This is a genomic window from Paraburkholderia sp. HD33-4 (genome assembly GCF_021390635.1).
Classification (GTDB): Bacteria; Pseudomonadota; Gammaproteobacteria; order Burkholderiales; family Burkholderiaceae; genus Paraburkholderia.
In genome coordinates this window covers 1445401-1463919 of sequence record NZ_JAJEJS010000002.1, presented here as the reverse complement: position 1 = coordinate 1463919, position 18519 = coordinate 1445401, and the positions used below count along the sequence as shown (strand labels likewise).

General features: G+C 64.9%; 25 protein-coding genes. 24 read left to right on the top strand and 1 reads right to left on the bottom strand.

The window, feature by feature from the left end:
• Window positions 1-9: 9 nt before the first annotated feature.
• The 12 genes from L0U84_RS26775 (at window position 10) to L0U84_RS26720 (ending at window position 7018) form a co-directional block, all read left to right on the top strand.
• Window positions 10-246 carry a hypothetical protein gene (locus L0U84_RS26775; protein ID WP_233854248.1) on the top strand — a complete coding sequence of 79 codons (237 nt, stop codon included), beginning with the start codon at window positions 10-12 and terminating at the stop codon, window positions 244-246.
• A complete protein-coding gene (locus L0U84_RS26770; protein ID WP_233854246.1) occupies window positions 243-701 on the top strand; it encodes a hypothetical protein in 459 nt (152 codons plus the stop codon). The genes L0U84_RS26775 and L0U84_RS26770 overlap by 4 nt, the downstream gene beginning before the upstream one ends.
• On the top strand, window positions 698-1444 hold the full coding sequence (locus L0U84_RS26765) for a hypothetical protein (protein ID WP_233854244.1): 747 nt from the start codon (window positions 698-700) through the stop codon (window positions 1442-1444). The genes L0U84_RS26770 and L0U84_RS26765 overlap by 4 nt, the downstream gene beginning before the upstream one ends.
• Window positions 1445-1601: 157 nt before the next feature.
• Window positions 1602-2204 carry a hypothetical protein gene (locus L0U84_RS26760; RefSeq protein ID WP_233854242.1) on the top strand — a complete coding sequence of 201 codons (603 nt, stop codon included), beginning with the start codon at window positions 1602-1604 and terminating at the stop codon, window positions 2202-2204.
• Window positions 2201-2803, top strand: coding sequence for a ParB/Srx family N-terminal domain-containing protein (locus tag L0U84_RS26755; RefSeq protein WP_233854240.1), 603 nt, complete (start codon window positions 2201-2203; stop codon window positions 2801-2803). Before L0U84_RS26760 ends, L0U84_RS26755 begins: the two co-directional genes overlap by 4 nt.
• Complete coding sequence (locus L0U84_RS26750; RefSeq protein WP_233854232.1) at window positions 2796-3641, top strand: hypothetical protein; 846 nt, start codon at window positions 2796-2798, stop codon at window positions 3639-3641. The genes L0U84_RS26755 and L0U84_RS26750 overlap by 8 nt, the downstream gene beginning before the upstream one ends.
• Before the next feature lie 13 nt (window positions 3642-3654).
• Window positions 3655-4425, top strand: coding sequence for a 7-cyano-7-deazaguanine synthase (locus tag L0U84_RS26745; RefSeq protein ID WP_233854230.1), 771 nt, complete (start codon window positions 3655-3657; stop codon window positions 4423-4425).
• Window positions 4422-5096, top strand: a complete 675-nt coding sequence (gene folE, locus L0U84_RS26740; RefSeq protein ID WP_233854223.1) for a GTP cyclohydrolase I — start codon at window positions 4422-4424, stop codon at window positions 5094-5096. Before L0U84_RS26745 ends, folE begins: the two co-directional genes overlap by 4 nt.
• On the top strand, window positions 5090-5506 hold the full coding sequence (locus L0U84_RS26735; protein ID WP_233854221.1) for a 6-pyruvoyl trahydropterin synthase family protein: 417 nt from the start codon (window positions 5090-5092) through the stop codon (window positions 5504-5506). Before folE ends, L0U84_RS26735 begins: the two co-directional genes overlap by 7 nt.
• A 17-nt stretch (window positions 5507-5523) precedes the next feature.
• Window positions 5524-6174, top strand: a complete 651-nt coding sequence (gene queE / locus L0U84_RS26730; protein WP_326491202.1) for a 7-carboxy-7-deazaguanine synthase QueE — start codon at window positions 5524-5526, stop codon at window positions 6172-6174.
• Between the two features lie 2 nt (window positions 6175-6176).
• On the top strand, window positions 6177-6848 hold the full coding sequence (locus tag L0U84_RS26725) for a hypothetical protein (RefSeq protein WP_233854219.1): 672 nt from the start codon (window positions 6177-6179) through the stop codon (window positions 6846-6848).
• 23 nt (window positions 6849-6871) lie between these two features.
• The gene (locus L0U84_RS26720) at window positions 6872-7018 is read left to right on the top strand and encodes a hypothetical protein (RefSeq protein ID WP_233854217.1); all 147 of its coding nucleotides are present in this window, start codon (window positions 6872-6874) and stop codon (window positions 7016-7018) included.
• A 124-nt stretch (window positions 7019-7142) separates the two neighbouring features.
• Here L0U84_RS26720 and L0U84_RS26715 read toward each other — a convergent pair whose 3' ends face one another.
• Window positions 7143-7442: a hypothetical protein gene (locus L0U84_RS26715; RefSeq protein ID WP_233854214.1), complete on the bottom strand. Its 300-nt coding sequence runs from the start codon at window positions 7440-7442 to the stop codon at window positions 7143-7145.
• A gap of 270 nt (window positions 7443-7712) precedes the next feature.
• Between L0U84_RS26715 and L0U84_RS26710 the strand changes: the two genes are divergently transcribed.
• The 12 genes from L0U84_RS26710 (at window position 7713) to L0U84_RS26660 (ending at window position 18509) form a co-directional block, all read left to right on the top strand.
• On the top strand, window positions 7713-8225 hold the full coding sequence (locus L0U84_RS26710) for a hypothetical protein (protein ID WP_233854212.1): 513 nt from the start codon (window positions 7713-7715) through the stop codon (window positions 8223-8225).
• Window positions 8226-8252: 27 nt separating this feature from the next.
• The gene (locus L0U84_RS26705) at window positions 8253-10328 is read left to right on the top strand and encodes a phage terminase large subunit family protein (protein ID WP_233854204.1); all 2076 of its coding nucleotides are present in this window, start codon (window positions 8253-8255) and stop codon (window positions 10326-10328) included.
• Window positions 10329-10385: 57 nt separating this feature from the next.
• Window positions 10386-10625, top strand: coding sequence for a gpW family protein (gpW, locus tag L0U84_RS26700; RefSeq protein WP_233854202.1), 240 nt, complete (start codon window positions 10386-10388; stop codon window positions 10623-10625).
• 12 nt (window positions 10626-10637) lie between these two features.
• Complete coding sequence (locus tag L0U84_RS26695) at window positions 10638-12368, top strand: phage portal protein (protein WP_233854200.1); 1731 nt, start codon at window positions 10638-10640, stop codon at window positions 12366-12368.
• A 46-nt stretch (window positions 12369-12414) separates the two neighbouring features.
• Entirely contained in the window at window positions 12415-13317 is a 903-nt protein-coding gene (locus L0U84_RS26690) for a S49 family peptidase (RefSeq protein WP_233854198.1), read from the top strand.
• The gene (locus tag L0U84_RS26685) at window positions 13305-13991 is read left to right on the top strand and encodes a hypothetical protein (protein WP_233854197.1); all 687 of its coding nucleotides are present in this window, start codon (window positions 13305-13307) and stop codon (window positions 13989-13991) included. Before L0U84_RS26690 ends, L0U84_RS26685 begins: the two co-directional genes overlap by 13 nt.
• A gap of 34 nt (window positions 13992-14025) precedes the next feature.
• Window positions 14026-14403: a head decoration protein gene (locus L0U84_RS26680; protein ID WP_233854196.1), complete on the top strand. Its 378-nt coding sequence runs from the start codon at window positions 14026-14028 to the stop codon at window positions 14401-14403.
• A 98-nt stretch (window positions 14404-14501) separates the two neighbouring features.
• Complete coding sequence (locus L0U84_RS26675; protein WP_233854195.1) at window positions 14502-15713, top strand: major capsid protein; 1212 nt, start codon at window positions 14502-14504, stop codon at window positions 15711-15713.
• The gene (locus L0U84_RS26670; RefSeq protein WP_233854194.1) at window positions 15710-16045 is read left to right on the top strand and encodes a head-tail joining protein; all 336 of its coding nucleotides are present in this window, start codon (window positions 15710-15712) and stop codon (window positions 16043-16045) included. Before L0U84_RS26675 ends, L0U84_RS26670 begins: the two co-directional genes overlap by 4 nt.
• Window positions 16046-16054: 9 nt before the next feature.
• Window positions 16055-16753 (top strand): hypothetical protein, encoded by a 699-nt coding sequence (locus L0U84_RS26665; protein ID WP_233854193.1) that lies wholly within the window; start codon window positions 16055-16057, stop codon window positions 16751-16753.
• Between the two features lie 23 nt (window positions 16754-16776).
• On the top strand, window positions 16777-17028 hold the full coding sequence (locus tag L0U84_RS44250) for a DUF2635 domain-containing protein (protein ID WP_442794050.1): 252 nt from the start codon (window positions 16777-16779) through the stop codon (window positions 17026-17028).
• Window positions 17025-18509 (top strand): phage tail sheath subtilisin-like domain-containing protein, encoded by a 1485-nt coding sequence (locus L0U84_RS26660; protein ID WP_233854192.1) that lies wholly within the window; start codon window positions 17025-17027, stop codon window positions 18507-18509. The genes L0U84_RS44250 and L0U84_RS26660 overlap by 4 nt, the downstream gene beginning before the upstream one ends.
• Window positions 18510-18519 lie beyond the last annotated feature (10 nt).

The following is an 18519-nucleotide window of genomic DNA, read 5'->3' as shown; positions in this document are numbered from 1 at the left end:
GCCGCAACCATGAATCACCGTTGTCCGTGGCCGGGATGCACCGAACAGGTCAGCGAAACGAACTGGGGTTGTCGCGCGCACTGGTATCGCTTGCCGAACAACCTGCGCGCGTGGATCGGTCGCGCGTATCGCATTGGCATCGAGAACGGTACGCACCCGACCCAGAGCTGGCGACGCGCACACACGGCAGCGCTCGCGTGGGCCGCGCATGAGGAGCATGGCGACCACACCGGGGAAGCTCCATGAGGATCGACCTCACGTGGCCGGAAATGCTCAACGCGGCAATAACCGGTGTCATCCGCCGCATGTCGAGCATGGACAAGGGACTCAACAAGAACCGCCATGCAAGCAAGAGCGACTACCAGACCGATGTGACCGGGGCAATCGCTGAAGCCTGTTTCGCGAAGTTCATGGACCACTACTGGTCATGCTCGGTGAACACGTTCAAGGCTCCCGACGTGGGCGACTGGCAGGTGCGGTCCACTGAATACCGTGATGGTCACCTCATCGTGCGGCCCAATGATCGCGACGGCGAACGCGTGGCGTTTCTTGTCGTCGATGGCTTCGGCGCAACGCTCATTGGCTGGATCAGCGTGGCCGACGCGAAGGTTAAATGCTTCTGGCGGGAGGAGTGCAATAGCTGGTGGGTGCCGCAGGATGCGCTCGCCCCATTCGACGAGCAGATTGCACACCCGGCATGATCCATTACCACGGTCTGCGGATCAACCCATGCACTGCCGCCGCGCGTGCGATCAACGCGGGGCACGCGTTCATTTCCATCATCGACGTGGCGCAGTTCTCTCTCGCGCTCGACGTGTGCCAGAGCTTTGCCGTTGACAATGGCGCGTTCAGCGCATGGATAGCAGGTAACCCGGTCGCCGACTGGGAACGCTTTTATGCGTGGGTACAGATGATTCACCGCTTCCCGTCGTTTGACTTCGCCGTGATACCCGATGTCATCAACGGCAGCGAAGCGGATAACGATGCACTGCTCGAAGCGTGGCCCTGGTGTCATCACGCGCCGTGGGTCGGTGCGCCCGTGTGGCACCTGCACGAATCGCTGGAGAGGCTGGAACGCCTCGCCACCCGGTTCCCTCGGGTGTGCCTCGGCTCAAGTGGCAACTACCGCACACCGGGGACACCGGGCTGGTTTAACCGCATGGCCGAGGCGATGGACGTGGTATGCGACCGCGAGGGACGACCCGCGTGCAAGCTCCACGGACTGCGCATGCTCAACCCCGACATCTTCACGCGGTTCCCGTTCGCGAGCGCCGACAGCACAAACATCGCGCGCAACATCGGCATTGACTCAAAGTGGCGCGGCCCGCTCAGTCCGCCGAACAAGGAAGCTCGCGCGCAGGTACTGCGCGAGCGCATCGAATCGCAACAGAGCCCGACCCTGTGGCACCGCGAACATGCGCCGATACAGGTGGCGCTGATATAGCCGTCCCTAATTCCGAAAATGCGAAAAACCTTGACAAGTGACAAAACGTGGCTATTTTGGACTATTAACGAGGACACTCCCTCGGTGCCCCCTCAGTCCGAAAGCCCGCCACGCGCGGGCTTTTTCACGTCTGTCTCCCCTCCCGGAAAAGCTCACCATGCGTGACTGTTACGCAGCCACAGGCGCGGCCCTGCGCGACGCCCTGCGCTATTCGGTCGAACGCGGTGGCGGCTGCTCGCTCTCGGTACTTCACCAGGGCGTGCCGTCAATGGCGACCCTTTTGGGCGACTCGGCCACCGCACAGGTGGGACGCATCCGCCGCCAGCTTGACCGCCTGCCCACCGTGCAGCGCGCGCTCATCATCCTCGCGCATGCACCACGCGATCTCGACTGCAACTGCCGCGCGCCCTGCTGCGCGGGGCGCTACCCGAACCCCGAATGGCGCGAAGCGCTCGACGTGATCCTCCTGCATACCGCGCCACTGCTGGTGGGCCATGCGCCCAATATCCGGCTACGTTCGGCGATCATTGCCAACCTCCTGACGCACACCCACGAGACCGCCGTAAGCCTCGCCGCGCGCTGCGGCGTGCATCGTAAGACCATCGCCGAGCACACCACCATTCTCGAAGCGGCGTTGCTCGGTACGCGCCAGAAGGCGGGTGAACTGGACGCGGCATTCTCGCGCATCGACAGTCTGCTGCGCGCGGCGCATATCGTGGGCACCACCCGCGACGAAGTGGCGAACGAGGTGGCGGCATGATGGTCAATGCGAACCCGCTGATACCAGCGACGCTCACCGACAAGCTGGAGCGCTGGCCGCTCTCGCGACTGCGCGAAGCCGAGCACAACCCGCGCACGCACTCACCCGCACAGGTGGAGCAGATTGCCGCGTCGATGCGCGAGTTCGGCTGGACCATCCCGGTACTGGTCGACGAACATGGTGAACTGATCGCGGGTCACGGGCGGCTCGCCGCCGCGCGTCTGCTCGGGCTCGCCGAAGCGCCGGTTCTGGTGGCAAAGGGTTGGACTGAGGTACAGAAGCGGGCCTATCGCATCGCCGACAATCGCCTCGCGCTCAATGCGGGGTGGGACGACGAACTGCTCAGTGCGGAACTGACGGGGTTGCGCGACGCGGATTTCAACCTCGACCTGCTGGGCTTCAGCGCGCCGGAAATGAGCGTGATTATCGAAGGCTGGACCGCTGACCTCGGGCTTCTGCAGAAGTACTCGAACCGCGACACGGTGGAGACACCCGGTTTCGAAATCACCGTTCACGGTGTGGACGTGGCGAAGAAGGCCGATGTGCTCGCCGTGCTTCGCGACGCGCTCGCCGACGTTGAGGGGGTGGAGATTGAGTGACAAGCCCTCGCTCCAGATTCTCTGCTCGTATGCGTACCTGCAAACCAAGCCGCCGATGCTCCAGCACCTGTGGCGCTTTGACCGCGAGTATCCCGGCAAGCTCGACCTGCTGGTGGACAGTGGCGCATTCACCGCGTGGAACAAGGGCTTTGAACTAACGCTCGGCGGCTACTGCAAGTTCCTCACGACGCTACCCGTGAAGCCGTGGCGCTACATTGCACTCGACGTGATCGAGAACCCGGAGCGCACGCGGGAGAACCTGAAGCGCATGCGCGATGCGGGCTTTGACCCGATACCGGTGTTCACCCCTGGCGAATCATTCGATCACATCGAGGAACTGTACGACGGCACCGACCTGATCGCGTGCGGTGGTGTGGCGGGCAAGTATTCGAGCTATGGTCAGAGCTATCTCGGTCGCGTCATGCGTCAGGTGGGCGCGCGGAAGATCCACCTTCTCGGCGTCACCCACACGGACATCATCAAGCGCTTCCGACCGTACTCGTCGGACTCCTCCTCATGGGAGGTGGCGCGTCGCTTCGGTCGCGTGAACTTCTATGCGGGATACGGGCGCATGAACATCATGGACCGCGAGGACTTTCTCAAGGCACCCTCGGATGCCATCTTCGCGCAGGCGGGGCGCGCGGGACTCGACCTGTCGGGGCTCACCCGCGAGAAGTGCTGGCGCGGTCGCAAAAGCCTCACTTCGCAACTCACCGCGGCGAGTTGGGTGAGCATGCAGCGCGACACGCGCAAAAACATCGGCACGCAGATTTTTCTTGCGGCGGTGGACCCTCATGCGGTCAACCTGCTCATCGAAGCGTGGAAGGCCGTCCCCTGATGGACACGACACCATGACGCAGATGATTACCCACCAGCGCGAGCAGTGGCGCGGAAAGTCGGTGCTGCTCTTTTCGGGCGGCATGGACAGCCTGTGCATGTCGCGGCTACTCACTCCCGACATCCTGCTGTGCGTCGATAGCGACACACCTTACTCGCGCCGCGAGCGGCAGTGCATTGAGCAACTGATCGACACCGGGGACATTGACGGCGCGCGGGTCATCAAGCTCGACGGCGTGTTGCGACTCTCGCGCTTTGAACGCGACGATGCGATTGTGCCGAACCGCAATGCGCACCTCGTACTGCTCGCGAGCCACTACGGCGAAACGGTCTTCATCGGAGCGGTATCGGGTGACCGCAGCACAGACAAGGACGACGCGTTCTGCGCGCTCATGAGCACGCTGCTCGACCACATGTGGCAGGAACAGCACTGGACCGAGCGGCGGACGTTTAACGTGGCGGTGCCGTTCAAGCGCATCACCAAGACGCGAATGGTCGCACAGTACCTCGCGCGCGGCGGTACGCCAGCGTCCCTGCTGCGCTCGTTCTCCTGCTATGAGGGTGGCGTCCATCACTGCGGGCAGTGCAAGCCGTGTTTTCGCAAGTGGGTCGCGCTCACGAACAACGACATAGAACTGTCGGCGGGCTACTTCACTCATAACCCGTGGGAAGCCGGGTGGCTACCTGAGACGATGAACGCACTGCGTGCCGGTACATGGCGCGGGGCCGAGGATCGCGAAATTCTGAATGCGCTGGAGCACGTGCGCGCGCGAGGTCTGGCATGAGCGTATCCGAGCGACTGGTGCGCGAACTGGCGAGCATCCGTGCCCCCTTCAGCGCCAATGACAACATCGCGCCATATCTGCGCGACGGTGACCTTGAGGCAATACAGGCGGAAGCCGAGCAGCACGTGCGGGCGCTGCTGCGCTCGCTGGTGATCGACACGGACCACAACACCACCGACACACCCGCACGCGTGGCGCGCATGCTGGTGCAGGAAGCATTCGCGGGTCGCTACCAACACCCGCCAATGGCGACCGCCTTTCCGAACGTGCGCGAACTGGACGAGCTGTACACCGTTGGCCCCGTCACCGTGCGCTCCACCTGTGCGCACCACCTCGTGCCAATCATGGGTGAGGCGTGGATCGGTGTCATACCGGGCGCGCGCGTCATCGGCCTGTCCAAGTTCGCACGGCTCACGCGCTGGGTCATGGCGCGCCCGCAGATGCAGGAGGAGGCGGTCGTACAACTGGCCGACGCCATCGAGCAGGCGATCGAACCACAGGGTCTGGGCGTGGTGATCCGCGCGACGCATATGTGCATGGTGACGCGCGGGGTGTGCGACCACGCGAGCAGCATGACCACCAGCGTCATGCGTGGGGCGCTGCGCGACAACCACGCGGCGCGCGACGAGTTTCTGCGCCTGATCGGCGCGCAGGGGTTCGGACCATGCTAACCGTCACGCGCTATCACGACATTTCCTGTGGTCATCGCGTCCACGGGCACGAAGGCAAGTGCGCACACCTTCACGGGCACAACTACCGCATTCACTTCACGTGCGAAACCGCCGAGGTGGATGCGCTGGGGCGCGTGATCGACTTCGGGGCCATCAAGCTGCGGCTGTGCGAGTGGCTGGAGCGCCACTGGGACCACCGCTTTCTCATCAGTTCGCGTGATCCGTGGTCGGGCTCGCTCGGGCTGATGGACGAGAGCGTGGTGAAGCTGCCGTTCAACCCCACCGCCGAGAACATGGCGCACCACCTCGTCACGGTGGTCGGTCCCGAGGTGCTGGCGGGCACAGGGGTGCGACTGGTCGGTGTGACGGTTGAGGAGACGCGCAAGTGCTCCGCCACATTCACTCTCTAGGGACCGACGTGTATCCCGTGAACGAGCTTTTCGAGAGCATTCAGGGCGAAGCCTCGTTCACCGGCACACCCGCGTTCTTCGTGCGGCTGCAAGGCTGTCCCGTGGGGTGCCCGTGGTGCGACACGAAACACACGTGGGAGATTGAGTCGCGGCACGAAGTCGCGCCCGCGCAGATGCAGGCGAAAACGGTGGACGCACCCACGTTCGCGGTGATGGACGTACACGGTCTCGTTGACGCCGCCAGCGGCTCGCGCGCGGCTCATGTAGTCATCACGGGGGGTGAACCCTGTGTGCATGACCTGGAGCCGCTGACGGCGGCGCTGCTCGCCACAGGCCGCACGGTGCAGGTGGAGACCAGCGGCACATTCGACGTGCGGGTCGCGGACGGTACATGGGTCACTGTCTCACCCAAGTTCGCCATGCCCGGCGGACTGGCGGTGCGCGGTGACGCGCTGTATCGGGCCGACGAGGCGAAATGCGTCGTGGGCCGCGCGCGGGACATCGACACCGTACTGGAGAGCGTCCTGCCGCACCTGCGGCCACACGTACCGGTGTGGTTGCAGCCCGTGAGCCAGTCACGCACCGCGACCACGCTGTGCATCACCGAGGCAGCGCGCCACGGCTGGCGGCTCTCGCTACAGACTCACAAGTTCATCGGGGTGCGCTGACCATGCTCGCGATCTCGGTGGAGTCGAACCTCGCGGCGGTTTCGCTGGCGCTGTCTGACCTCGCGGTTCGACAGCTCCCGTTCGCTACGGCGCGCACGGTCACGGCGCTGGCGAAACTCGCTGGCGAGGCTGAGAAAAAGGCCATGCCACAGGTGTTCGACACCCCTACACCGTTCACCGTCAATTCGGTGGCGGTGCAAAGCGCGAAGAAGGCGTATCCCGAGGCGCGCGTCTATATCCGCGACATTGCCGCGCAGTACCTGTCCCCGTATGAGTTCGGCGGTATGCAGTTTCTCGGCAAGAAACCGGGTGACCTCGTACCGGTCAATGCCGCGACGAATGCGTATGGCAACCTGCCGCGCAACCTGATCCGCCGCTACATGGGTCGGCCTGACGTGTTCATGGGGAAGGTGAAAACGAAGCACGGCGAAACCTATGGGCTGTGGCAACGCCCCACGGTATCGCCCGCGAAACCGGTCAAGGGTGCGAAGCGCACACGCGGCGGCAAGCTCGCCAACAAAACCGGACACCTGAAGCTGCTGGTGTCGTTCGCTGCACCGGTTGAGACGAAAACGCGGCTCGAGTTCGGTGACCGCGCTCAGGCGGTGGTGTCGGCGAACTTCGACAGTGTGTTCGATGCGGAAATGGCGAATGCTCTCGCCACCGCGAAGTAATGCTCTTTTACAGGAGAAGCGCCATGCTCTCGCTCGCCCTGCTGGTCGCTGCGTTCGTTCTGTTTCTCATGGCTGCGCTGTCGGTGCCGGTGCCGCGCATCAACCTCGTGGGCGCGGGGCTGGCCGTGCTGACACTGGTGCAGATCGTCGCGGTCTTCGTGTCGAAGTGACGCGCGAGCAGCACCTGCGTTGCGCCCGTGTGTTCCTCGCGGAGGCACGTCGCCGCCGCGATCAACCCGCGTTTCATGCGGTGCTGCTCAGGTGGGCCGCGCATCAGCGCCGCATGGCGATGGATCAGACACCGGGCCTGCACCACCACGACTGACCATAGGCCACGTCGCCGATGAATTCGATACCGGTCAGGACAAAGCCAAGCGGACCCATCCACGACACCTCGACATCGTGCAGTGGCGGGAGTGGTTGCGCATCCGCTGCGCCCGATTGCTGGAAGCTCGCGACCTTCGTCATGCGCCCGTACTGCTCGGACTGCTGCTGACTGATGGTCATGTCACCGCGTACCGGGATGGCCGCTTCAATGTCGCGCTTCGGGCGTGGTTTGCCGCGCTCGCGCATCGGCACTACTTGAACGTTCATCGGCTGGCGTGGGGTGAGGTGAGGAAACCCGTAGCCTACCAGCCCGCGCAGGCGGCTCCCACCATCACCGACCCGCGTGAGACCCCGGCGAAGCGGCACGAGGCGCGCCACGGGGCTCCTGCGGGGTCTCCCCACCGTTCCCGTGGGACTCCGGGACGACCCCGGCACCGGGGGGGGTGTGGGGCGGGTCCTTCCGGGGGGGTGCAAGGCACACGGGGATTGCGCGCCGCGATTCTTCTCTAGCTCTGACCCCCAAAAGGTCTACGCATCATGGCCGACACAATCTCGATCCGCGAGTTCGCGCGGCGTGAAGGTGTATCCGACACGCTCGTTCATTTCGCGCTGAAGGAGGGACGGCTTACCCGAGCGGGCGACGGGCGCATGGACCCGGCGCTCGTCGGCACGCGCTGGCGCGCGAGCGCGACCTCAAACGACGATGCAAAGCTCCCTTTGCAGGCCGCCACCGAACCGGCCAAGGGTGTCGCCTACGGTGAAGCGCTGCGACTCAAGGAGAACTGGCTCGCGCTGCTGCGCCGCATCGAGTACGAACAGAAGTCCGGTTCGCTGGTGGAACTGGCGGTCGCGCAGGACGTGCTCTTTGACGTGTTCCGCTCACAGCGCGATGCGTGGTTGAGTTGGTCCGAACGGGTGGCCCCGCTGATCGCGAGCGAACTGGGCGTCGATGACACCGAGCGCCTGACGCGAATATTGCACGCGCACGTGTTGACACAGGTGCGCTCGTTCGGCGAGCCGTCTTCCGACATTTTTGTGCGTCACCCCTAGCCACCGGGTTCGAAGTCATGGGCCGCAATGCTCTCCCTCGCCGACAAGATCAGAAGCCTTCGCCAAGCCGTTCGACGCGCATGGACACCACCGCCGCAACTGAGCCTGCCGGACTGGGCCGATCAGTACCGCGGACTCGCGCGCGCCGCTGGCAGTCTTTCCGGTCGCTGGCAGACCTCGACCGTGGAGGTGGCACGCGGTGCAATGCTCGCGGTCACCGAGCCCGGCGTCCATGTCATCACCACGATGGTCTGCACCCAGCTTCTCAAGACCGCGCTACTGGAGAACATTTTCGGCTATCACGCGCACCTCGACGGCTGTCCAATCCTGTTGCTGGAGCCGAAGGACGACGCAAGCGCCCAGTTCTCCAAGGAGCGGCTAACACCGATGATCCGCGCGACCCCGGTGCTGCGCGAACTGCTGGGTCCAGCGCGCACGCGTGACGCCGATGACACGCTCTCTTACAAGTCATTCCCCGGTGGCTTCATCGCGCTCGCGGGTGCGGGGAGCCCCGACAACCTTGCGCGCCGACCCATCCGCATCGTGCTCGCGGACGAGATCGACAAATATCCGGTGACGCGGGAAGGTGACCCGATCCTTCTCGCCGAGGAGCGTACCGCGAGTTTCGTGAACTGGCTGTCGGTGCGGGCATGCTCTCCCACCATCGCCGAGGAGAGCCGCATCGAGGACAGCTATGAGCTATCGGACCAGCGCCGCGCGTCGTTCGCATGTCCTCATTGCGGGCATCGGCTCTTTCCCGATTTCTTCAAGCACGTGGAGTGGACGAAGACGCGCGACGAAGCGGGTAACGTCACGGCGCACGAAACCGCGACGGCGCGAATTTACTGCGAGCGCTGTGGCACCGCGTGGAGTGAGGCCGACCGGCTTAATGCGCTGAAGACGATTCGCTGGCACCAGACCCGCCCCTTCGACTGCTGTGGTGCCCGCCACGCGCCGATCATCGACTACGACAAGGGGTGGCGCGAGACCGGGGACGACGCGGCGCTCGCCGCCGTGTGGGACTGGTGGGAAGACGCAGTAGAGGGACGCTATGCGGTGTATCGCGCCCGGTGTCCCACGTGTGGTGACTGGGGTGTCGATAACGCTCACGCGGGCTTTCAGGCGTCCAAGCTGTACAGCCCGTGGATGCGCGACCGCCCACCAGAGATAGCGAAGAAGTGGATCGAAGCACAGGGTGACGAGGAAAAGCTGCAAGCCTGGTGGAATACGCAGATGGGACTACCGTACCGCGCACACACCGGCAGACGCGTTCAGGTGGAGGTGCTTCTCTCACGCGGTGAGAAGTGGGCCGCTGAGTTACCCGACGGCGTTGCGGTGGTCACGGTGGGCATCGACGTGCAGGACTACCGCGTGGAGTGCGAGACGGTGGGCTGGGGGCGCAACGAGGAGAGCTGGTCACTCGACTACGAGATTATCGAAGGCGAGTTCGCCGACACCCCGGTGCAAGACCTCGTTGACGAGTACCTGCAACGCACGTGGACGCGCGCCGATGGACGGCCATTCGAAGTCATGGCGGCGTGCATCGACTCGGGCGGTCACCACACCCAGTCCGTCTACGAGTTCTGCAAAGCGCGGCTCGGGCGACGCGTATGGGCCATCAAGGGCGAGAGCGCACGCGGCGGTGAGCGCAACCCGGTATGGCCCGCCAAGCGACCCTCGCCACGCACGAAGAAAACCTTTCGCCCGATCATCCTCGGCGTGAACGCAGCGAAGGACACCATTCGCCAGCGCCTGCTACTCGCGGAGCCGGGACCGGGCTACATGCACTTTCCCGGTGACCGTGACCTCGGCTACTACTCGCAACTGACCGCCGAGCGGCTGGTGATTCGCGAAGTGGGTGGCAAGCGCTTCCGTGTGTGGGAGCTACCCGCAGGGCGCGCGAACGAGGCGCTGGACTGTCGTGTGTACGCCTACGCCGCTCTATGTGGACTGCTCTATTTCGGACTCAAGCTGAACGCGCGCGCCGATGCGGTGGGCGCGACCTCGACCCTTCTCACCACCCCGGCACGCGCGCTGCAATCGGTTCCCCCACCAGTGGCACGCGCTGCGGTGGTTCGCTCACTCGTCAACCGTCTCGCCTAACACACCATGTCCGTCTGTCGAACCCCACCCTGTGGATGCAACAGCATCCTCGCCGGGATGGACCCGGCTACGCTGGCGCAGCAGTTACAGAGCATGCAACTCGCGTATCTCCAGCTTATCAGCGGCGGCAAGACGCAATCCGCGTCGTACACGCAAGCTGACGGCTCGCGCTCGATCACCTACACACAGGGCAACATCGGTGCGCTCGTGCAGGGGATTCTCCTCGTGCAGAAGCAGCTCGCGGCGCTCAACGGCTCCTGCTGCAACATCCGCCCGCCTATTACCCCGTTCTTCTGAGAGCACGCCATCATGGGTCTGATCGTTGATCCGTCGGGACGCCCGATGGAGCCGGACGCGCACGCGGGTATGGGTGAGGTGTTGCCACCCGCCACGGGTGGTGCAATCACGCCCCGTGTGCGGATGCGCGCCGAGCAGTTGACCGAGGGACCGCCCCCCGGCTCGCCGCTCGGTCTCGCGCCGTACCAGTTCCCCTACGAGGCTGCGAACTGGATGTCGCAGGAGTTCGGCAACTGGTTGCCGTGGATCCGTTCCCCCGACTCCGAAATCAACCTGTTCCGCGACCGCATGGTGGCGCGGGCGCGCGACCTCTCGCGCAATGACGGCTGGATCAATGGCGCGGTCAACCGCATTCTCGACAACACGGTCGGCACCGCGCTCAAGCTCTCCGCCAATCCCGACTATCGTGCGCTCGCGCTGCGCACCGGTATCACCGCGTTCGACGCCACGTGGGCCGATGAATTCCGGCGCACCGCCGAGGCTCTGTGGCGGGGCTTTGCGGAGAACGTGGACCACTACAACGACGTGGCGCGACAACTCACGGTCGGTCAGCAGTTTCGCCTCGCGATGCGGCACAAGCTGATCGACGGCGAAGGGCTCGGCGTCAACTACTGGCTACCCGATCAGCGCGGCTACGGTGCGGCCGACTACGCGACCTCGCTGCTACTGGTGGACCCCGACCGGCTCTCCAACCCGTACCAGATGATTGACTCGACGTACATGCGCGGCGGGGTGGAGATCGACGACAACGGTGCGCCCGTGGCGTACCACATTCGCGAGGCGGAACAGAACGACTGGTATCTCGCCATCGAGGCCAACACGTGGGAGCGCATCGAGCGCTATGACGACGACGGGTGGCTGCGCGTGATCCACGACTTCGACCGTGACCGCGCGGGACAGCACCGGGGACTCGGCGTGTTCACCCCGGTCCTGTCGCACGCGAAGATGCTCGCGCGCTATTACGGCGTGGAGCTTCAGGCGGCGGCGGTCTCTGCCATCTTCGGCACATACGTCACCAGCCCCTACGACCCGGCGCTGGTGCAGGACGCGCTCGGTGCGGGTGAAGGTGACGAGTTGCCGCTCTACCAGACGTTGCGCGCGCAGTGGGCCAATGAGCGCCCCGCGTATCTGAACGGTGTGCGCATCGCCACGCTCGCACCGGGTGAGTCGCTGGAGAGCGTTCAGGCGGGACACCCGAATAGCAATTTCGAGATGTTCGCGCACGAGATGCAGCGCGTTATCGCCTCCGCGCTCGGGCTCTCTGCCGAGCAGATCACGCAGGACTGGAGCAAGACCAACTACTCCAGCGCGCGCGCCGCGCTGCTCGAAGCGTGGAAGACGCTTCAGCGCCGCCGCGACGAGTTCACGCTGAACTTTGCCACCCCGTTCTACGGCACGTGGCTGTGGGAGGCGTTTGATCTTGGCGAGTTGCCACTGCCAGCGGGCGCACCGAGCTTTGCCGAAATGCGCTCCGCTTACTCGCGCTGTTCGTGGATGGGTGTCGCGCGCGGCTGGATCGACCCGACCAAGGAGAAAGCCGGGGCGGTGATGGGTATGGACGCCGCGCTCTCCACGCTCAAGCGTGAATGCGCCGAGCAGGGACTCGACTACGAGGAAGTGCTCCACCAGCGCGCAATGGAAATCAAGCTCATGAAGGAGCTTGACCTGACGCTCCCCGACTGGGCCGGTGAGGTAGCGGCAGCAGAACTGGGCCGCCCGGAAGTGGCTCCACAGGCGCAATAGGCTTAACGGGGCTTATCGGTCCCTTGACTATTGAGGACGGTCGTATATGAAGCCCAACTACCCACACCTCGCCACGCGCCTGTTTAACGTGCCGCTCGCGATCACACCGGGGAAGATCGAAGTCGTCATGGCGGCGCTTGCTGACCGCTTCGGCCTCGCGCGGCTCTTTCGCGCGGACGGCGACATGGTGATGCTGCTCGATGACGACGAAGACGACTTCGACATGGGCGATGCAGCCGACGAGCGTCCCTATCGCGTGGTCGAAGGGATTGCGGTGATTCCGGTGCTCGGCACGCTGGTGCAGAAGCTAGGCTGTCTCCACCCGTACTCGGGCATGACCGGCTATGACGGCATCCGCGCGAACCTCTCAATGGCACTCGCCGACAGCACGGTGCGCGCGATTGTGCTCGACATCGACAGCCCCGGTGGAGAAGTCGCCGGGTGCTTCGACCTGGTGGATGCGATCTACGACGCGCGTGGTACGAAACCCGTGTGGGCCATTCTTTCCGAGTGCGCCTACTCCGCGGCCTACGCGCTCGCAAGCGCGTGCGACATGGTGACGGTGCCACGCACCGGGGGCACCGGTAGCGTGGGCGTGATCGTCGCGCATGTGGACTTCTCACAGGCGCTCGCGAGCCAGGGCATCACCGTCACGCTCATTACTTCGGGTGTGCGCAAGGGGGACGGCAACGAGTTTCAGCCGCTCGCCGACGAGGCGCGCGCCGCGATACAGGCCGATGTGAACGAGGTGGCCGAACTGTTTTTCGCAACCGTCGCACGCAACCGGGGTCTCCCCGCGTCGAAGCTACGCGCCGCACAGGGCGCAACCTTTCTTGGCGGCGCAGGTGTCGCGGCGGGACTTGCCGATGCCGTCATGTCACCCGATGAAGCGCTCTATACGCTCTACTCATCACTACAGCAGGAGGCTGAAACATCATGGGCTACGTAATGCAAGGCATGCAGAAGCGTGTTCAGAAGGCACTCTCATTTGCGCATCTGTCGGGTATGAGCGCGCGGCGCATGCGCGCACAGGACGATGACAGCGACCGCGAGGAGCGGGATGACGAGCGGGAGAGTGACCGCGACGAGCGGGATCGCGAACGGGAGCAGGACCGCGAGGAGCGGGACAACGAACGCGATGATGACCGCGACGAACGCGACGAGGCGGACACCACCACCGCCAGCGCGCGGGCCGCGAGCGACGACGGTGACGATGACGCGAACCCCGATGACGACAGTGGCAAGGGCAAGCGGGCCCGCAGCCGTCGCGCGCAGGGAGAGGACGAGGAAGCCGAGGACGACGAGGACGACGAGACCGAGATGCGCGGCAAGACCGCTATCGCACAGGCGCGTCGTCGCGAGCAGGCCCGCTGCGCGACGATCTTTGCGTCGAAAGCCGCTGCGCACAACCCGCTGCTCGCCGCCCACCTCGCGTTCAAGACGCGCATGCCGCGTCGCGAAGCGGTGGCGATGCTCGAAGCTACGCCCGCCCCGGTCTCCGGCGAACGGGTGGCACGCAACCCGCGCGTCGGTCCCGGTGGTACGCGCGAGCTAAACAGTCGCCAGGCGATTGCATCGGGTTGGGACGCTGCGTTCAAACGGGCCAACCCGCGCGCGCGCTGAGTCACCTTCTTTCACTTCCTCGGGAGAACCGAACATGAGCAGCACTCCAATGGTCGTCTATGAGCAGTGGCACGACGGCGGGTTCATGGTGTCCGAAGCAAACGGCCACCGCTCGCGCGATCAGGTCACGCTATCCGGTGGCACGAAAGTCCTTGCGGGCACCGTGCTCGGCATGGTCACGGCGGGCGGTGCGTTCGCGCCACTCAACCCCGCCGGTTCTGATGGTACGCAAAACGCAGCGGGCATCCTGTGGGGCACCAAGGACGTGACCGCCGCACCGGCACCCGCCACGGTGGTGACGCGCTCCTGCGAGGTGAACGCGAGCGAGCTTATCTGGCCCGCTGGTGCTACGCCCGCACAGATTACCGCCGCGACCCAGCAGCTCACCGCGCTCGGCATCATCCTCCGCTAAGTCACCACCGCCACACCACCACCGTTCACCACTTCCAACGAAGGCCGCCACCGCTTCACTGCGGTGCGCGGCCTTCGGCTTTTTTGGGGAGACCTGTCATGTCAGGCGAAATCCTTGACGTATTCCACCAGGACCCGTTCACGGCCATCGCCCTGACGGACGCGGTGCAGCGCAACCCGTTCCAGCCGGTCGGGCTCGGTGCGCTGAATGTTTTCGAACCGAACCCGATCCGCACGAAGGCGCTGGCGGTGGAGGAACGCACCGGCAAGCTCGTGCTGATCCCGTTCTCCGAACGCGGCGCAGAAGGCACCGAGCGCACCACCGAGAAGCGCGACATGCGGTATTTCACGGTGCCGCGCCTGATGCACGATGACACCGTGTACGCCGAAGAGGTGCAGGGCATCCGCGAATTCGGTACGGAGTCCGTGCTGATGCAGATCGAGACCGAGGTCGCGCGGCGGCTCTCAGGGCCGACCGGGTTGCTCGCGTCGGTCGAGTACACGAAAGAGTACTTGCGTCTCGCGGCGCTTCAGGGTCTCGTGCTCAACCCGAAGGACGGAAGCATCTACTACAACTGGTTCACCCAGTTCGGCATCACACAGGCCCCCGTCGTGCCATTCAACCTCGCGGCAGGAACCGCCAACACGTTGCGCCCCATCTGCAACGGCATCATCCGCACGATGGCCCGCAAGGCGCAGGGCGCGTTCACCGCCACCACCCGCGTCTATGGCATGTGCGGCGATGCGTTCTACGACGAGTTCGTCAACCACCCGGACGTGATCCGCACGTTCGTGAACTGGTCAGACGCGCGCGCGCTGCGCGATAACTCACAGGGTGCCGCATTCGACGCGTTCGATTTCTCGGGCATCACGTGGTTCAACTATCGCGGCTCGGACGACAACACCACCATCAAGGTGCCGGACAACGAGGTGCTGTTCTTCCCTGTGGGCGCACCGGGCATCTTCCGCGAAGCGAATGCACCGGGCGAGACGGTGGACTGGGTGAACACGCCCGGAAAGCCCGTGTATGTGCTGCCGATCTTCGATCTCTACCGGCGCATGTGGTGGAAGATGGAGACGTATGCGTATCCGCTATTCATCTGCACGCGACCCGAGGTGCTGCTCTCCGGCACCGGGCTCGCCTCGGTGCAGGCTGCGCAGGAAGCACGCGACGCGGCACGCAAGGCACGCGAGGAGCAGGACGCCGAAGAAGCGAAGGAGATCGCCAGCGAACGTGCCGCCAGCGAACGCGGGAGCGCCGGGTCAGGTCACCACGGCAGCGGTGGCGGCGGCAAGGGTAGCAAGCCGTGATCGACTGGGACACGGTGTTGCTCTCGCCCGTTGAAGGCATCTTCGGGCAGGCCGCGAACTACATTGCAGCCGATGGCACCACCACGCCCATCAACGGCGTGTTCGATGAAGCCGTGACCGACGTGGACGTGACCGACGGCATACCGGTGACCACGAAGCTCCCCTGCTATGGCTTCCGCGTGATCCAGCTCGCGACACCCGCCGCACAGGGCGACACGCTGCTGGTGTTCGCAGCATCCCCCGCGCCGCTGGTGGACACGACCTATGTCGTGCGCGAGGTGCGCGTCGATGGTCACGGCTGGTGCTTCCTGCTGCTGAACAACGCAAGCTGACACCCCACCATGCGACGCGACCTGACACCCGTGGCGCTGCCAATGATCGGGCGGCGACAGCTTCGTCTCGCGGCCATTGGCGCGCTGACGAACGCGGCGCTGACCGACCGTGGCACACCGGTCACCATCCAGTCGCCCGGTGACTGGTCGGTGCCCGACACGAAGGTGCCGGTGGTGATCGTCCGCACCACGGGCGAGACCAAGACATCGGCCACGAAGGGTATGGCGCAGTTCACCACCGGTTGCACGCTGGAGGTCAAGGCGGTGGTGGTGGCACTCACAGGCGCGGACGCACAGGACGCCATTGAGGCGCTTTGGTACAGCGTCGAGCAGGCGCTGTTCACCGACTGGTCACTGGTGCGCATCGTGCAGCAGTTCGCCACCGTGGACAGCGCGCTGGAGATCAGGGCGGACGGCTCGCGCCACCTCGCGGGCATCGCCGCCGCGATCCAGTGCGAGTTCTACGAAGCGTTCGACCCGCTCGCGGTCGCGCCTTCTCCCGGTACATGGCCCGCCGATCCGAACGCGACCGCGCCCTTCGAGAGCATCGACATTCACGTTGACATGACCCGACCGTTCGACCCGAACGGCACCTACCCGAACCCACCGTTCCCCGACGCCGTAACGCCCGCCCCGCGCACCCAGGGGCCGGACGGTCGCGACGAAGGTTTCATCGACATCACCCTACCGCAGCCGGACAGCAAATAACTGTTCCGGCGCTGCTCCCCGCCATGAAGACACTCCGCATCTCACCCGTGGAGGGTCGCGTCGTGCGCGACCCCGCCCTGCGCGACCTCGTGACCGCACCCCGCAATGTGCCCGACACGCCGTTCTGGCGCCGCCGCATCCGGGACGGCGACGTGAGCGTTGAGGCAGTGGGAGAAACCGCGCCTGCGCCCGCTACGCCAGCCACAGAGGTATCGGCGCACACCCACCGATCAGCCGCGAAGGGTGGCGGCAAGGCTGAAGGGGAAGCGTCATGATTCCGTTCAAACAGATTCCGCAAAACATCCGCGTCCCGCTCTTTTACGCGGAGGTCGATAACAGCCAGGCGAACACCGGGCAGACCACGCAGCGCGCGCTCATCCTCGGACAGATTCTCCCCACCGGCACCGCGAAGCCCGACGTGCCAGCGATCAGCCAGGGCGCTGACGACGCGATCACCGCAGGTGGTGCGGGTTCCATGCTCGCGCTGATGCTTGACATGTACCGGCGCAACGACTCGTTCGGCGAGGTGTGGTATCTGCCGCTCGCCGACAATCCCGCTGCGCTCGCCGCGACGGGGACCGTGACGTTCAACACACCACCGACCGCACCGGGCACGGTCTACCTGTATATCGCGGGTGTGCGTATCGCGCAGCCGGTGATGCCGACGCAGACCGTCGCGGACATTGCGACCGCGCTGGTGTCGATCATCGGAACCACGCCGAACCTCCCCGTCTCCGCCGCCGCTGCGGCGGGCGTCGTGACCTTCACGGCACTCAACAAGGGACCGGGCGGTAACGACATTGACCTGCGGATGAACTACCTCGGCACACCGGGGGGTGAGGTAACCCCTGCGGGTCTCACCTACACCATTGCCGCGATGGCGGGTGGTGCGACAGCACCGGACCTCACCAATGCGCTCGCGGCGCTGGGTGACATGACGTTCGACTTCATCGTCTCACCCTACACCGACACCACCTCGCTCGATGCACTCAAGGAGTTTCTTGACGACATCACCGGGCGCTGGAGTTGGCAACAACTCCTCTACGGTCACTTCTTCGCGGCGGCTCCCGGCACCCTCGGCACGCTGGTCGCACTGGGGACCGCGCGCAATGACCAGCACGGCTCGATCATGGGCTTCAACGGCAGTCCGACACCCGCGTGGCTGTGGGCGGCGGCTGAAGCGGGAGCCTCCGCGAACAGTCTGCGCGCCGATCCGGCATTGCCATTGCAGACGCTGCCACTCGTCGGTGTGCTTGCCCCGCCAGTCGATTCCCGCTTCTCGCTCTCCGAGCGTAACTCACTGCTCTATGACGGCATCTCCACCTTCACGGTGGCGGATGACGGGACGGTGCAGATCGAGAACTTCATCACCACGTATCAGGAGAACCCGTACGGCCAGCCCGACGACAGCTATCTCGAAGTGGAGACGCTGTTCACGCTCATGGCGCTGCTGCGACACCTTGAGTCGGTGGTCACCAGCAAGTACGGGCGCGTAAAGCTCGCGGACGATGGCACCCGGTTCGCACCGGGCTCGGCAGTGGTGACGCCGAACATCATCCGCGGTGACCTGATCGCGGCCTATCAGGAGGACGAATACGACGGTCTCGTGCAGGGTAGCGACGTGTTCGCGAAGGCGCTCATTGTCGAGCGCAACTCAAACAACCCGAACCGGGTTGACGTGCTGTGGCCGGGCATCCTGATCGACCAGTTGCGCATCTTCGCGCTGCTCGCCCAGTTCCGGTTGACGGCATCTTAAGGGGGCGATC